At 59.9% G+C, this 13,651-nt stretch carries 17 protein-coding genes; 9 read left to right on the top strand and 8 right to left on the bottom strand.

Features of this window, described 5'->3' with window-relative positions; all coding sequences use genetic code 11:
* Positions 1 to 61: 61 nt before the first annotated feature.
* From AC3ZVB_RS00915 to AC3ZVB_RS00895, 5 genes are all read right to left on the bottom strand, one after another.
* Positions 62 to 253, bottom strand: coding sequence for a DUF1289 domain-containing protein (locus tag AC3ZVB_RS00915; RefSeq protein WP_162436834.1), 192 nt, complete (start codon positions 251 to 253; stop codon positions 62 to 64).
* 145 nt (positions 254 to 398) lie between these two features.
* Positions 399 to 1,445 (bottom strand): SMC-Scp complex subunit ScpB, encoded by a 1,047-nt coding sequence (scpB, locus tag AC3ZVB_RS00910; protein ID WP_490145542.1) that lies wholly within the window; start codon positions 1,443 to 1,445, stop codon positions 399 to 401.
* Positions 1,446 to 1,456: 11 nt separating this feature from the next.
* Entirely contained in the window at positions 1,457 to 2,275 is an 819-nt protein-coding gene (locus AC3ZVB_RS00905) for a segregation and condensation protein A (protein ID WP_162436836.1), read from the bottom strand.
* Positions 2,276 to 2,905: an L-threonylcarbamoyladenylate synthase gene (locus AC3ZVB_RS00900; RefSeq protein WP_162436952.1), complete on the bottom strand. Its 630-nt coding sequence runs from the start codon at positions 2,903 to 2,905 to the stop codon at positions 2,276 to 2,278.
* A 13-nt stretch (positions 2,906 to 2,918) separates the two neighbouring features.
* Positions 2,919 to 3,782: a PHP domain-containing protein gene (locus AC3ZVB_RS00895; RefSeq protein WP_490145541.1), complete on the bottom strand. Its 864-nt coding sequence runs from the start codon at positions 3,780 to 3,782 to the stop codon at positions 2,919 to 2,921.
* An 87-nt stretch (positions 3,783 to 3,869) separates the two neighbouring features.
* On the opposite strand from AC3ZVB_RS00895, the gene AC3ZVB_RS00890 reads away from it, so the two are divergent.
* The 6 genes from AC3ZVB_RS00890 (at position 3,870) to AC3ZVB_RS00865 (ending at position 8,301) form a co-directional block, all read left to right on the top strand.
* On the top strand, positions 3,870 to 4,466 hold the full coding sequence (locus AC3ZVB_RS00890) for a septation protein A (protein WP_162436838.1): 597 nt from the start codon (positions 3,870 to 3,872) through the stop codon (positions 4,464 to 4,466).
* Between the two features lies 1 nt (position 4,467).
* Positions 4,468 to 4,767, top strand: a complete 300-nt coding sequence (locus AC3ZVB_RS00885; RefSeq protein ID WP_162436839.1) for a YciI family protein — start codon at positions 4,468 to 4,470, stop codon at positions 4,765 to 4,767.
* A gap of 111 nt (positions 4,768 to 4,878) precedes the next feature.
* A complete protein-coding gene (locus AC3ZVB_RS00880) occupies positions 4,879 to 5,283 on the top strand; it encodes an SH3 domain-containing protein (protein ID WP_162436840.1) in 405 nt (134 codons plus the stop codon).
* A gap of 7 nt (positions 5,284 to 5,290) precedes the next feature.
* Complete coding sequence (locus AC3ZVB_RS00875; protein ID WP_162436841.1) at positions 5,291 to 5,968, top strand: response regulator transcription factor; 678 nt, start codon at positions 5,291 to 5,293, stop codon at positions 5,966 to 5,968.
* Between the two features lie 301 nt (positions 5,969 to 6,269).
* Complete coding sequence (locus AC3ZVB_RS00870; RefSeq protein ID WP_194690675.1) at positions 6,270 to 6,719, top strand: Spy/CpxP family protein refolding chaperone; 450 nt, start codon at positions 6,270 to 6,272, stop codon at positions 6,717 to 6,719.
* 241 nt (positions 6,720 to 6,960) lie between these two features.
* The gene (locus AC3ZVB_RS00865; protein ID WP_490145540.1) at positions 6,961 to 8,301 is read left to right on the top strand and encodes a sensor histidine kinase; all 1,341 of its coding nucleotides are present in this window, start codon (positions 6,961 to 6,963) and stop codon (positions 8,299 to 8,301) included.
* Positions 8,302 to 8,435: 134 nt separating this feature from the next.
* On the opposite strand, the gene AC3ZVB_RS00860 is transcribed toward AC3ZVB_RS00865, so the two are convergent.
* Entirely contained in the window at positions 8,436 to 8,999 is a 564-nt protein-coding gene (locus AC3ZVB_RS00860) for an NAD(P)H nitroreductase (protein WP_162436844.1), read from the bottom strand.
* A 122-nt stretch (positions 9,000 to 9,121) separates the two neighbouring features.
* On the opposite strand from AC3ZVB_RS00860, the gene AC3ZVB_RS00855 reads away from it, so the two are divergent.
* Positions 9,122 to 10,576: a TrkH family potassium uptake protein gene (locus AC3ZVB_RS00855; RefSeq protein WP_162436845.1), complete on the top strand. Its 1,455-nt coding sequence runs from the start codon at positions 9,122 to 9,124 to the stop codon at positions 10,574 to 10,576.
* On the opposite strand, the gene AC3ZVB_RS00850 is transcribed toward AC3ZVB_RS00855, so the two are convergent.
* Positions 10,533 to 11,594 (bottom strand): AraC family transcriptional regulator, encoded by a 1,062-nt coding sequence (locus AC3ZVB_RS00850; RefSeq protein ID WP_208525571.1) that lies wholly within the window; start codon positions 11,592 to 11,594, stop codon positions 10,533 to 10,535. The two genes, AC3ZVB_RS00855 and AC3ZVB_RS00850, sit on opposite strands and share 44 nt — an antisense overlap.
* A gap of 161 nt (positions 11,595 to 11,755) precedes the next feature.
* Here AC3ZVB_RS00850 and AC3ZVB_RS00845 point away from each other — a divergent pair, with 161 nt between their 5' ends.
* Positions 11,756 to 12,067: an Mpo1-like protein gene (locus tag AC3ZVB_RS00845; RefSeq protein WP_490145539.1), complete on the top strand. Its 312-nt coding sequence runs from the start codon at positions 11,756 to 11,758 to the stop codon at positions 12,065 to 12,067.
* 28 nt (positions 12,068 to 12,095) lie between these two features.
* Positions 12,096 to 12,686, top strand: a complete 591-nt coding sequence (locus AC3ZVB_RS00840; RefSeq protein WP_490145538.1) for an HD domain-containing protein — start codon at positions 12,096 to 12,098, stop codon at positions 12,684 to 12,686.
* A gap of 105 nt (positions 12,687 to 12,791) precedes the next feature.
* Here AC3ZVB_RS00840 and AC3ZVB_RS00835 read toward each other — a convergent pair whose 3' ends face one another.
* Positions 12,792 to 13,607 carry a UDP-2,3-diacylglucosamine diphosphatase gene (locus AC3ZVB_RS00835; RefSeq protein ID WP_490145537.1) on the bottom strand — a complete coding sequence of 272 codons (816 nt, stop codon included), beginning with the start codon at positions 13,605 to 13,607 and terminating at the stop codon, positions 12,792 to 12,794.
* Between the last annotated feature and the right edge of the window lie 44 nt (positions 13,608 to 13,651).

Genomic DNA, 13,651 nt, shown 5'->3' with positions numbered 1-13,651 from the left:
GTCGCGAATCATACGCTCATGACAGCGTTCGCGCATCAGAGACTAGCTGATTGATGCAAGGTTATTTGCTTTTCCGCCGACCGGTGACGCCAAGTTTGATCAAGCGCAGTGCCGCTTCGGCGAGCACCGAGCGTTTGTCGACCTTGTCGAGTTTCTTCCAGGCTTTGATCTCGCGCTTGCTGCGACCGCAGCCGACGCAGATATCGTCGGTGAATTTGCAGATGCTGATGCACGGGTCTTTGGTTGAGCTCATTACACTCTCCAGACAACACAATTCCCTGTGGGAGCCGAGCTTGCTCGCGATCGCGGTGGGTCAGGCAGCAAGAATGTCGACTGGCACGCCCTCATCGCGGGCAAGCCCGCTCCCACAGGGATCTTCATTGCCCATAGGGTTTGGGTCAATCGTCGAACTCGCGGCGTTCGGCTTCAATTGCTTCGGCCAGGGCGCGGGCTTCGGCTTCTTCGTCGCTCAACTCGGGCTCGGGCTCGGGCTCAGGCTCAGGCTTGTGCGGGTCAAGGGCAGCGACCGCGGCCAATAGCTTTTCGCGAGCTTCGGCAACGCCGAGCACATCGTCGTCCTGTTCCTCTTCAAGTGTGGCGTCAGGCTCGGTCTGAAGTTCAACATCAATCCCAGGTTCAGCCTCAACCTCAAGTTCAACCTCAACTTCAACTTCAACTTCAACCCCAGGTTCAGGTTGATCCTGAAACTCTTCGCCCTGATTTACCGCCCCATCGCGCAGGAGGTCATCGAAGTCGGTCTTGATCCCGTCTTCCATGGTGTCCAGCTCCAGCAATAGCGTATGGAAGCTGGTTTCTTCCTTCGGCTCTTCCTGTTCGGCACTGGCATCCGCCAACGCCTGCAGACTCGCGGGCACCGGAGCATCGTCGAAATCAAGCACCGGGTCCGGTTCCAGCTCGCGCAGTTCCGCCAGCGGCGGCAGATCGTCGAGGTTCTTCAGGTTGAAGTGATCGAGAAACACCTTGGTGGTCGCGAACATCGCCGGTTTTCCGGGCACGTCACGGTAGCCGACGATGCGGATCCACTCGCGCTCAAGCAGCGTCTTGACGATGTGACTGTTGACCGCCACGCCCCGCACGTCCTCGATTTCACCCCGGGTAATGGGTTGGCGATAGGCGATGAGCGCCATGGTTTCGAGCATGGCGCGGGAGTAACGCTGGGGGCGCTCTTCCCACAAGCGGCCGACCCATGGCGAAAATTTTTCGCGAATCTGCAAGCGATAGCCCGAGGCAACCTCTTTCAGCTCGAAGGCGCGGCCGTCACAGGACTTGGCCAGGATCGTCAGCGCTTTCTTGAAGACGGGCGGTTCTGGTCGTTCACCCTCTTCAAAGAGTTCGAACAGGCGTTCAAGCGATTGCGGCTTTCCCGAGGCCAACAGAAAGGCTTCAAGCAATGGCGCCAGCTCGCGGGGTTCAGTCAGGTTCATGATTCAACTCGTTATTCGGCTCGGGCCCGCACGTGGATCGCTGCGAACGGCTCATTCTGCACCAGCTCGACCAGGGATTCCTTGACCAATTCGAGGATCGCCATAAAGGTCACCACTACCCCCAGGCGCCCTTCTTCGGCAGTGAACAGCTCGACGAAGGGCACGAAACCGCCGCCCTTGAGCCGCTCCAGTACATCACTCATGCGTTCCCGCGTGGACAACGCCTCACGACTGACCTGGTGACTTTCGAACATATCGCCACGGCGCAGCACCTCGGCCATGGACATCAGCAATTCTTCCAGGCTCACGTCCGGCACCAGCTTGCGCGCACGTGCCTCGGGGGCATCGAGCTTGGGCACCACAACGTCACGACCTACCCGACTGAGACCATCAATGCCTTCAGCCGCCGCCTTGAAACGCTCGTACTCCTGCAAGCGGCGGATCAGCTCGGCGCGCGGGTCGTCTTCTTCGGCTTCAATCGATTCTGCACGGGGCAACAGCATCCGCGATTTGATTTCGGCCAGCATCGCGGCCATCACCAGATACTCGGCGGCCAGCTCCAGTCGCACCGTCTGCATCAATTCGACATAGCCCATGTACTGACGGGTAATTTCCGCCACCGGGATGTCGAGGATGTTGATGTTCTGTTTGCGGATCAGGTACAGCAACAGGTCGAGCGGACCTTCGAACGCTTCGAGGAAGACTTCCAGGGCATCAGGCGGAATGTACAGGTCCAGCGGCATTTCCATGACCGCCTGGCCATAGACCATGGCGAAAGGCAGCTCTTGCTGGGCACCGGCCTGACTGTCGACGGGTTCTACTGCAGACATCTAGGCCTCGGCCATGAACGGCGCAGGGTCGCCGCAACCGACACGAATGACTTCCGGTTCGCCATCGGCGAGGTTGATTACCGTGGACGCCTTTATCCCGCCAAAACCGCCGTCGATGATCAGGTCGACCTGATGTTCGAGCAACTGCCGCATTTCGTAAGGATCCGTCAGCGGATCGGTGTCCCCCGGCATAATCAGCGTCACGCTCATCAGGGGCTCACCCAGCTCTTCCAGCAACGCCAGGGCAATCGGATGGCTTGGTACGCGCAGACCGATGGTGCGTTTTTTCGGGTGCAGCAACAGCCGCGGGACTTCGCGGGTGGCATTGAGAATGAAGGTGTAGGGCCCCGGCAAATGGGCCTTGAGCAACCGGAAAGTGCCGGTATCGATCTTGGCGAACAGGCCCAGCTGCGACAGGTCACTGCAAATCAGCGCAAAGTTGTGCTTTTCATCCAGCTGTCTCAACCGGCGCACGCGCTCCACGGCATTCTTGTCGCCGATCTGGCAACCAATGGCGTAGGACGAGTCTGTGGGATAAATCACCACCCCGCCTTTGCGGATGATCTCGACAGCCTGTTTGATCAGGCGCGCTTGCGGGTTTTCCGGATGAATCTGGAAAAATTGACTCACATTCTCTACCTGTTCAGACGGCGGCAATAATTGGGTCATGTTTGAATCGACACCAAAGTGGTGGCAGATCCTCCGGGAGCGGGCGATATTCACCGATCTCGGACCAGCCTCCAGGGCCATGAAAATCACTGCCGGCACTGACCAGCAGACCGAACTCGCGGGCAAGAATCGCCAGACTGCCCACTTGCTCCGCAGGCTGATGGCCATTGACGACCTCGATTGCGTGGCCCCCTGATTGAATATAGTCAGAAATCAGCCGACGACGTTTGCTGCGAGTGAAATCGTAGTGCCAGGGATGCGCCAGGCTCACCCAGGCCTTCGCGGCCCGCAGGGTTTCGACGGTCTCTTCCAGGGTCGGCCAGTGTTGCTTGACGTCCCCCAGCTTGCCGGCACCCAGCCATTTGCGGAACGCTTCAGCGCGGTCCTTGACGAAACCTTCGCGCACCATCCAGTCCGCGAAATGTGGACGGGCCGGCGCATTGCCGCTGTCACCCAGTTCCTGCTGAATGGCCCGAGCGCCTTCCAGCGCTCCGGGCATGCCCTTGAGCGCAAGCTTGCGGCTTATCTCTTCGGACCGTAGCCAGCGACCATCGTGCAGTTTGGCGATGGCCTCGACCAACGACGGCGCGTTGACATCGAAACCGTAGCCCAGCACATGAATGGTGGCACCGCCCCAGGTGCAGGGCAATTCGACGCCGTTGACCAGCTGCATCCCCAGCGCCGTTGCCGTCGTACGAGCCTCGTCGAGCCCTTCGAGGGTGTCGTGATCGGTCAAGGCCAGGACTCGCACGCCTTTCTCGAACGCACGCTCGACCAGGACCCTGGGCGCCAGTGCGCCGTCGGAGGCCGTGCTATGGCAGTGCAAATCAACATTCACGGGGATGTATTACCTCAAATCAGCTGGCGCTATCGCGCGCCCATATGTTTGTTATTATGCCGCCACATCCTGCTTCTGGCTGCCACTGTGAAACAATTCATCGATTTCATCCCGCTTCTCCTGTTTTTCATCGTCTACAAACTCGATCCACGGGTCGTCGACATTGCCGGCCATGAGTTGACTGTAGGCGGTATCTACAGCGCCACTGCGATGCTGATCATCAGCTCCCTGGTGGTGTACGGCGCGCTGTTCATCACTCAGCGCAAGCTGGAGAAGAGCCAGTGGCTGACCCTCATCGCCTGCCTGGTCTTCGGTAGCCTGACCCTGGCCTTCCACAGCGAGACTTTCCTTAAATGGAAAGCACCCGTGGTCAACTGGCTGTTCGCCCTGGCATTCATCGGCAGCCACTTCATCGGTGACCGCCTGTTGATCAAGCGCATCATGGGCCACGCCCTGACGCTGCCGGATCCGGTCTGGACCCGTCTGAACATTGCCTGGATCGCGTTTTTCCTGTTCTGCGGTGCGGCCAACCTGTTCGTCGCCTTCACATTCCAGAGCTACTGGGTCGACTTCAAGGTCTTCGGTAGCCTGGGCATGACCTTGCTGTTCCTGGTCGGCCAGGGCATTTACCTGTCCCGCCACCTGCACGACGCCGATACCACAACGCCAAAAACCGAGGACTGACATGCTTTACGCAATCATTGCCACAGACGTCGCCAACTCCCTGGAAGCCCGCCTGGCCGCGCGGCCTGCGCACCTCGAGCGCCTGCAACAGCTCAAGGGCGAAGGCCGTATCGTATTGGCCGGCCCACACCCGGCGGTCGACAGCAATGATCCGGGCGCAGCGGGCTTCACCGGCAGCCTGATCGTTGCCGAGTTCGATTCCCTGAGCGCCGCCCAGGCCTGGGCCGACGCCGATCCGTACATCGCCGCCGGCGTGTACGCCAACGTTTCGGTCAAGCCATTCAAGCAAGTCCTGCCCTGATACGCTCCTGCACGATGAACCTTTGTGGGTTCATCGTGCTCTCAATCGCTCATTATTCCCGTTTGCCTGCCGACAACTTGCCCAATAACCCGATTGGAATCAGGAGTCGCGATGCGCAAGGGTCCGTTGTGTCTGATATTGGTAACGTTGTCATTGGTGGGCACCGCCCAAGGTGAAGAGAGCGCCGGTTCGACGCCCGTTTCCCCGAGTGTCGGCAGCCAGATCAGCGAACTGCAGCAACGTTTGCAGGCAAGCGAGCAGCAACGAGAAGTACTGAGCAAACAATTGCAAAGTAACGATGGCGAACGCGAAAGCGCCCAACTGAGCCGATTGCGCCAAGAGAACCAGCGCCTCAAGCTGCAACTCAAGGAAGCACAGGCCAGCCCCCAGCAGCCGCGTCTGTTGACCGATCAACAACAGTGGTTCGTCACGGGAGCGGGAGTTGCACTGTTGGCACTGCTCTGCGGTATCTTCGCCAGTGGTGCAAGTCGAAAACGTCGGCAATGGTTAAATTGAGTGATTCATGAGCGAGTTGTTACTAATTGATGATGACCAGGAACTGTGTGAGCTCCTGGGCAGTTGGCTGAGCCAGGAAGGCTTTCAGGTCCGTGCGTGCCACGACGGCCAGAGCGCCCGCCGTGCATTGGCTGAAACTTCGCCGGCAGCCGTGGTGCTGGACGTGATGCTCCCGGACGGCAGCGGCCTGGAATTGCTCAAGCAACTGCGCAGCGATCACCCGGACCTGCCAGTGCTGATGCTGTCAGCCCGCGGGGAACCGCTGGACCGCATCCTGGGCCTGGAACTTGGCGCCGACGATTACCTGGCCAAGCCCTGCGATCCAAGGGAGCTGACCGCCCGCCTGCGCGCGGTGTTGCGCCGCAGCCATCCGGTGGCTGTGACCAGCCAAGTGGAGTTGGGCGACCTGTGCTTCAGCCCGGTGCGTGGCGTGGTCAGCATCGATGAACAGGAATTCACCCTCACCGTCTCCGAAAGCCGCCTGCTCGAAGCCCTGCTCAAGCAGCCCGGCGAACCGCTGGACAAACAGGAGCTGGCGCAAATCGCCCTCGGCCGCAAGCTGACCCTGTACGACCGCAGCCTGGACATGCACGTCAGCAACCTGCGCAAAAAGATCGGCCCGCACCCCGACGGCCGCCCTCGCATCGTTGCCCTGCGCAGCCGCGGTTACTACTACAGCCTCTAAACCACACGCCCCTGCAGGTGCTGTGTTTGTTTCCTGTAGCAGCTGTCGAGCCTGCGAGGCTGCGTTCGGATGCGCAGCATTCGTCGAACTGGCGAGCGCTGCGCACTCGAACGCAGCCTCGCAGGCTCGGCAGCTGCTACAGGTTATGCGTCGAAAAAAAGCAATCGGAGACTCGGGGTTTGTCAGGATAGTCCGAAACCGTCTTTACCCAAGCTTTACGCTCCGCTGACCGCCGCTTACCTTGATCTCCGTAATCTGTACTCATCCGGAACGTACCGGGAACGAGACAAGGAGATTCACCATGCGCAAGACTCTTATCGCTCTGATGTTCGCTACCGCCCTGCCAACCGTTGCCATGGCGATGCCTGAAGGCACAGGCCCGATGGGTGGGCCGATGGACGGTCCGCGCCACGGCGGTCAGATGCATGACAGACACGGCAAAGGCCCGTACAGCCAGCTGGACCTGACCCGCGAACAGCGCGAGCAGATCCGCAAGATCATGGGCGAGCAGATGCACGAGCGTAAGCAAGTGGTCGACAAGTACCTGGAGAAACTCTCGCCAGCCGACCAAAAAGCCATGAAAGACGAAATGGCGGCCAACCACAAAAAAGCCGAGGCTGACGTACGCGCCTTGTTGAAACCGGATCAACAGAAGCAATTCGACGAGATCCAGAAGAAACAGGCAGAGCGTCGCGCCGAATGGGCCGAGTTCAAGGCCTGGAAAGCGCAACAACCGCAAAAAGCGCAATAATGAGCTGACCCATGGACCCAACGGCCTCAGCCGTTGGGTCTGACTCTATTCAAAACCCTTGTAGGAGTGAGCCTGTGTGGCGAGGGGATTTATCCCCGCTCGGCTGCGAAGCAGTCGTAGATTCTGACGGCTCGACGTGGCTGAAAGAATGACAGGGCCTCTTCGCGGCCCAACGGGGATAAATCCCCTCGCCACACAGGCTCGCTCCTACAGGGGATCTGCGTTTGTTCGAGGATTTTCTGTGCGCTCATTGTTCTGGCGTATTCTGGCCAGCTTCTGGCTGGCCATCGCTCTGGTTGCAGGTCTCTCCATTCTGCTGGGGCACATGCTGAATCAGGACGCCTGGATACTCAGCCGCCACCCGGGGCTCAACACCCTGGCAGAACAGTGGACGCAAACCTACGAAGCTCAGGGTGAGGAAGCGGCCCAGGACATTCTCGAGCAGCGCAAACGCCAGTATCACATCGACGTTCAAGTGCTCAACGAAAGCGGTGATCCGGTGGTGCGCGGCACGTTTCCACGCCGGGCGGCCGCCTTCGAAGCGCGCCAGAACGACGGTGATCGCCGTCTGCCGTGGCGTCGCCTGACCGATGAATACACCAGCGAAAAAACCGGCAATACCTACCTGTTGATCTACCGCATCCCGCACCCGGAACTCGATTCATGGCATCGCGAAAGCCTGCTCTGGCCATTGAGTGCGCTGGGCATTGCGCTGGTGGTGCTGACCTTGTTCAGCCTGATCGTGACATTGTCCATCACGCGTCCGCTCAGCCGTCTGCGCGGCGCGGTGCATGATCTCGGGCAAACCACGTACCAGCAAAACAGCCTGGTCAAACTGGCCAATCGTCGCGACGAGTTCGGCGTGCTGGCCAACGACTTCAACCGCATGGGCGCACGCCTGCAAAGCCTGATCGGCAGTCAGCGGCAATTGTTGCGTGACGTTTCCCACGAACTGCGCTCGCCGCTCGCTCGACTGCGCATTGCCCTGGCACTGGCCGAGCGGGCGAACCCTGAAGAACGTGAAAAACTCTGGCCGCGCCTGACGCGCGAATGCGACCGACTCGAAGCCCTGATCAGCGAGATCCTGGTATTGGCGCGAGTTGACGCCGACAACGCCAGCGCTGAAGACATTGATCTCGATGCGCTGCTGCACACCCTGCAAAAAGACGCCCAGCTCGGTTCCCCGGAGCAGACCGTGCGTCTGGAAGCCGAATCGCCGCTGAACCTCAAAGGCTGGCCGACGATGATCGAACGCGCCGTGGACAATCTGCTGCGCAACGCCCAGCGCTTCAACCCGGCAGGTCAGCCGATTGAAATGCACGCAGCGCGTCAGGGGGAGCGGATTGTGATCAGCGTTCGCGACCATGGGCCGGGTGTCGAGGTCGAACACCTGGGCCAATTGGGTGAGCCGTTTTATCGGGCGCCGGGACAGACAACGGCAGGCCACGGTTTGGGCCTGGCGATTGCGCGGCGTGCAGCGGAGCGACATGGCGGGAGTCTGGTGCTGGCCAATCACCCGCAAGGCGGGTTCATCGCCAGCCTGGAATTACCGTTAGTGCCAGGAGCGGTGGTACAACCCTGACCTCTTGTGACCTGCGGCCCGCTCGTTTGATCGTTCCCACGCTCCGCGTGGGATTGCCTCAAGGAACGCTCCGCGTTCCAATGGGACGCAGAGTGTCCAGGGCTGCATTCCCATGCAGAGCGTGGGAACGATCCTTAATGACGTGGCCAGGCGCTGACAAATTCCGCGAGGTCGACTTTCTCCGCAGTCCGCGGTTCTTTCTGCGGTGTCCCCAGATAAAGAAACGCGATCACTTCCTCCCCTTCCGCCAGCCCCAACCCTTTGGCCACATGGGCCGAATACGCCAGCTCACCGGTGCGCCACACCGCGCCGATTCCTTGGGCATAAGCCGCCAGCAGAATCCCGTGGGCTGCACAGCCCGCGGCCAGCAATTGCTCCGACTTGGGGTATTTGACGTGATCCTGCAAACGCGCGATCACCACGACCACCAACGGCGCACGCAGTGGACCGTTGCGCGCCTTGTCCAACGCAGCATCGGACACTTCACTGTCCTGCAGCTTCGCGGCCTCGGCCAGCAGCTCGCCCATTTGCTCGCGCGCTGCGCCTTCGACGGTCAGGAAGCGCCACGGCTGCAAATGACCATGGTCCGGCGCACGCATGGCGGCGGCAAACAGCACTTCACGCTGCTCTGCGGTCGGTGCCGGCTCGAGCAATCGGGGAACGGAAACACGGTTGAGCAACGCGTCGAGAGCCTGCATCGGCCACCTCCTTTAAAAAATGATTGGCTATTCTAGCGGTAAGTGCCGCGGGGATGCCGGTTTACATGCCCTGCCCCGCGGGTAGAATGGCGCCCTTCCCTATTTCAGCCCGAGCGGACTTCATGGCGTTGCCGACCTTACGGACAATTGGTTTCATCATCGGCATCTTCCTGATCACGCTGGCCATCGCCATGGTCGTGCCCATGGCCACGCTGCTTATCTTTGACCGCACCAGCGACCTGCCATCGTTCCTCTGGGCCAGCATGATCACGTTTGTCGCCGGCCTGGCCCTGGTCATCCCCGGTCGTCCCGAACACGTGCACCTGCGGCCCCGGGACATGTACCTGCTGACGGTCAGCAGCTGGCTGGTGGTGTGCATCTTCGCCGCGCTGCCGTTCCTGCTGACCCAACACATCAGTTACACCGACTCGTTCTTCGAGAGCATGTCCGGGATCACCGCCACCGGTGCGACGGTACTCAACGGCCTGGACACCATGTCACCCGGCATCCTGATGTGGCGCTCATTGCTGCACTGGATCGGCGGTATCGGCTTTATCGGCATGGCGGTTGCGATTCTTCCGCTACTGCGTATCGGTGGCATGCGCCTGTTTCAGACGGAGTCTTCGGACCGTTCTGAAAAGGTCATGCCCCGCTCGCATATGGTGGCGCGCCTGATCGTGGCGGCCTACGTCGGCATCACCATTCTCGGCAGCCTGGCGTTCTGGTGGGCCGGAATGAGCCCGTTCGACGCGATCAACCACGCGATGTCGGCGATCTCCACCGGCGGCTTCTCGACCTCCGACAAATCACTGGCCAACTGGACGCAACCTGCGGTGCACTGGGTAGCGATCGTCATCATGATCCTTGGCAGCCTGCCGTTCACCCTGTACGTGGCCACGTTACGCGGCAACCGTCGAGCCTTGATCAAAGATCAACAGGTCCAAGGCTTGCTCGGCATGTTGCTGGTGACCTGGCTGGTACTCGGCACCTGGTACTGGTGGACGACTCAGTTGCACTGGCTGGAGGCCTTGCGGCACGTGGCGCTGAACGTGACGTCGGTGGTGACCACCACGGGTTTCGCGCTGGGGGATTACAGCCTCTGGGGTAATTTCTCGTTGATGTTGTTCTTCTATTTGGGCTTTGTCGGTGGCTGCTCGGGATCGACCGCCGGCGGGATCAAGATTTTCCGTTTCCAGGTGGCCTACATCCTGCTCAAGGCCAACCTTAACCAGTTGATTCATCCACGTGCGGTGATCAAGCAAAAGTACAACGGCCACCGTCTCGACGAAGAGATCGTGCGTTCGATTCTGACCTTTTCGTTCTTCTTCGCCATCACCATCTGCGTGATCGCCCTGCTGCTGTCGCTGCTCGGCGTGGACTGGATGACGGCGTTGACCGGCGCGGCCAGTACCGTGTCGGGCGTCGGCCCGGGGCTCGGCGAGACCATTGGCCCTGCGGGCAATTTCGCGACGCTGCCGGACGCTGCCAAGTGGATTCTGTCGTTCGGCATGCTGCTGGGCCGACTCGAGATCATTACGGTGTTCGTTCTGTGTATACCGGCGTTTTGGCGTCACTGACCGGCACAGGCATGCCCGACAGCCGCGCCCGGTATTCGCCTGGAGTGGCGTCGAACCAGCGTCGAAAAGCGCGGAAAAAATTACTCGGATCAGCGAATCCCAACAGGTAGGCAATTTCCAGAAGGGTCATGGTCGGTTGTGCCAGGTACTGCTCGGCCAGCTCGCGCCGGGTGTCGTCCAGCAGCGTCTGAAAACTGGTGCCCTCTTCCTGCAGCCGTCGCTGCAGGGTTCGCTGCGACAGGTGCAGCGTCTGCGCCACGGCATCGCGCTTGGGTTCGCCTTGCGGCAGCAAGCGGCACAATACCTGCCGCGCCTTGTGGGTCACGCGGCTCTCCGAAAAGCGCGCCAGATACTCGCCGGCAAACCGGTCATGCAACAGCGCCATGGCCTCGTTGGCGGTCGGCAGTGGCGCCTCCATGTCCGCACGCTCGAAGATCAGCGCGTCATACGGCGCGTCGAACACCAGCGGCGCGTGGAAAGCTTGTTTATAGGGTTCAAGGTTGGCGGGGTGAGTCCCCTGAAACATCACTTTGCGCGGTTGCAAGGTGCGCCCGGTAAGCCAGCTGCACAGCCCCAGGGCGCAGGCCAGTGACGCTTCGGCACTTTGCCGGGTCGGCGGCAGGTGGTCGCCATGCACCGTCAGAATCAGCGCATACCCCTCATCCAGCAGACGAAAACTCAGGTCGGCACTTTCCGCGATGATCCGCTGATAGCGCACCAGCCGCTGAAAGCCCTCGACAAGGGTCTGGCTGGACATCAAGGCGTAGCCCGCGACATGAAAGGAGGCCGGTCGCACCACCTTGCCCATGTTCAGGCCGATCGCCGGGTTGCCGGACAGCTCGACCGCACGCTGCCACAGTCGTGTCATGGAATCTTGAGGGAAGCGCGCATCCGGATCATTCAGTGATGCGTAGTCTAGCCCTAGCTGCTTGAACAGAACCCGGCAATCCAGGCCGTCCATCTCCAGCGCTTTGACAATCCCCATCGCCCAGCTTGCAGAAGTCGTTCGTTCGCTCATGGCGTTTACTGTCTTGGTGAGCCGTCTACCGCGGCAAATTTCCCGAAGGATACTAAAGTGGCGCCCAATGTCACTGGCTGATGCCAATGATCACTCTAGACTCAAATAAGCTACCCGCAGAACAACTTGCCGTCAGAACAATAACCACAGAGATCGCAGTCGTGGAAAACACCAAGCGTTTCAACAGCTTCGCTGAGTTCTACCCGTATTACCTCAGCGAACACAGCGACAGTACTTGCCGACGATTGCACTTCATCGGTACGTCGCTGGTTATTTTAATCCTGGCACTGACCATTGCTAAAGGCGCGTGGTGGCTCTTGTGGGCGCTTCCGCTGGCCGGTTACAGCTTCGCCTGGGCCGGGCATTTCTTTTTCGAGAAGAATCGTCCCGCCACCTTTCAACACCCGCTTTACAGCCTGTTCGGCGATTTCGTCATGTACCGCGACATGATCCTGGGTCGCGTGCCGTTCTAGGTGCACAACCGTCACACGAGGAAAACCGATGAATGCCAACGCCCGCTTCACCCACATGAAAGACGGCACTCAGGAAGACTGGGCCATTATCGCCGCCGATTTCAGTGCTTACGCGCGGCAGTTGCCGAAGCGGATCGTGGCGCACCTGAAGTTGCTGGAAGGTGATTTCGGTGGCTTCCCCGTGGATCGCCTGACCCATTCCCTGCAAACCGCCAGCCGCGCCTGGCGCGATGGCCGCGATGAGGAATATGTGGTCTGCGCGTTGCTGCATGACATTGGCGATACGTTGGGCTCCTACAATCATCCGGACATCGCGGCGGCGATCCTCAAGCCATTTGTCAGCCCGGAAAACTTGTGGATGGTCGAGAAGCACGGGATTTTCCAGGGCTATTACTTCTTTCACTACCTGGGGATGGACAGGCATTTACGCGAGCAATTCAGCCAGCATCCGCAGTATCAGGCGACGATCGAGTTTTGTGCCAAATACGATGCCGCAGCGTTCGATCCGGCTTATGACACGCTGCCATTGAGCTTCTTCGAACCGATGTTGGAGCGGCTGTTTGCGCAGCCCAAGAACTCGATCTACAAGGCGGCCATGGAAGAGCACGCGCCAGCCTGAGATCAACAGATCGTCCGAACTCGGCCCGAGCCTGCGGCAGCTCCTGCATAAGGACGCGATCTCCTGTAGGAGCTGGCGCAGCCTGCGATCTTTTGATTTTTTGTTTTATGCAGGCTCCGCTAGTTTCACCGTTTTCAACTCCGCCTCCCGTGCCTGCGCGTCCGCCAACCGGTACAACTCGATCGACCCGTCCCAATGCTCGATCAACGCCGTGCATGACTCCACCCAATCCCCGCAATTGAGGTAATCCACCCCGCCGACCTTGCGGATCTCGGCATGGTGGATGTGCCCGCACACCACACCGTGCAACTCGCGCTTCACACACTCATGGGCGATGGCTTCCTCGAAGTCGCTGATGAAGCTGACCGCTGTTTTTACCTTGTGTTTGAGGTACGCCGACAACGACCAATAACCGTAGCCATACCGTGCACGCCAATGGTTGAGCCAGCGGTTGAGGGTCAGGGTGAATTCGTAAGCCGAGTCGCCGAGAAAGGCCAGCCAACGGTGATAGCGGGTGATCACATCGAACTGATCACCGTGGATCACCAACAGATGTCGACCGTCGGCCGTGACGTGCACCGCCTCGTCCACCAGATGGATGTTGCCCAGAATCAACTTGGAATAACGGCGCAGGAATTCGTCGTGATTTCCGGTGACGTAGATCACTTCAGTGCCGCGCTTGCTCATCGTCAGCAATCGTCGAATCACATTGGTGTGCGCCTGAGGCCAATACATGCCGCCGCGCAGTTTCCAGCCATCGATGATGTCACCGACCAGGTAGATTTTGTCCGTGTGGTAGCGCTTGAGAAACTGCGACAAGTGCTCGGCCTGGCAATCCCGGGTACCCAGGTGCACGTCGGAAATCCACAAGGTACGCACACGCTGCTTGCCATTGGGTTTGACGAACTCGGCGCTGGTCATGGGCAACCCTCTGCGATTGTTTTTGCAACTGTGCGCCGGCCGGG

This window comes from Pseudomonas sp. MDV22-iso1 (assembly GCF_058145095.1).
This window is presented reverse-complemented; position numbering and strand designations above follow the sequence as displayed.

Coding starts and splice junctions, on each gene's coding strand:
- AC3ZVB_RS00835 (WP_490145537.1), bottom strand. CDS start 13,607: ATGACCAGCGCCGAGTTCGTCAAACCCAATGGCAAGCAGCGTGTGCGT.
- AC3ZVB_RS00915 (WP_162436834.1), bottom strand. CDS start 253: ATGAGCTCAACCAAAGACCCGTGCATCAGCATCTGCAAATTCACCGAC.
- AC3ZVB_RS00855 (WP_162436845.1), top strand. CDS start 9,122: ATGGCGTTGCCGACCTTACGGACAATTGGTTTCATCATCGGCATCTTC.
- AC3ZVB_RS00885 (WP_162436839.1), top strand. CDS start 4,468: ATGCTTTACGCAATCATTGCCACAGACGTCGCCAACTCCCTGGAAGCC.
- AC3ZVB_RS00905 (WP_162436836.1), bottom strand. CDS start 2,275: ATGTCTGCAGTAGAACCCGTCGACAGTCAGGCCGGTGCCCAGCAAGAG.
- AC3ZVB_RS00875 (WP_162436841.1), top strand. CDS start 5,291: ATGAGCGAGTTGTTACTAATTGATGATGACCAGGAACTGTGTGAGCTC.
- AC3ZVB_RS00880 (WP_162436840.1), top strand. CDS start 4,879: ATGCGCAAGGGTCCGTTGTGTCTGATATTGGTAACGTTGTCATTGGTG.
- AC3ZVB_RS00870 (WP_194690675.1), top strand. CDS start 6,270: ATGCGCAAGACTCTTATCGCTCTGATGTTCGCTACCGCCCTGCCAACC.
- scpB (WP_490145542.1), bottom strand. CDS start 1,445: ATGAACCTGACTGAACCCCGCGAGCTGGCGCCATTGCTTGAAGCCTTT.
- AC3ZVB_RS00860 (WP_162436844.1), bottom strand. CDS start 8,999: ATGCAGGCTCTCGACGCGTTGCTCAACCGTGTTTCCGTTCCCCGATTG.
- AC3ZVB_RS00850 (WP_208525571.1), bottom strand. CDS start 11,594: ATGAGCGAACGAACGACTTCTGCAAGCTGGGCGATGGGGATTGTCAAA.
- AC3ZVB_RS00840 (WP_490145538.1), top strand. CDS start 12,096: ATGAATGCCAACGCCCGCTTCACCCACATGAAAGACGGCACTCAGGAA.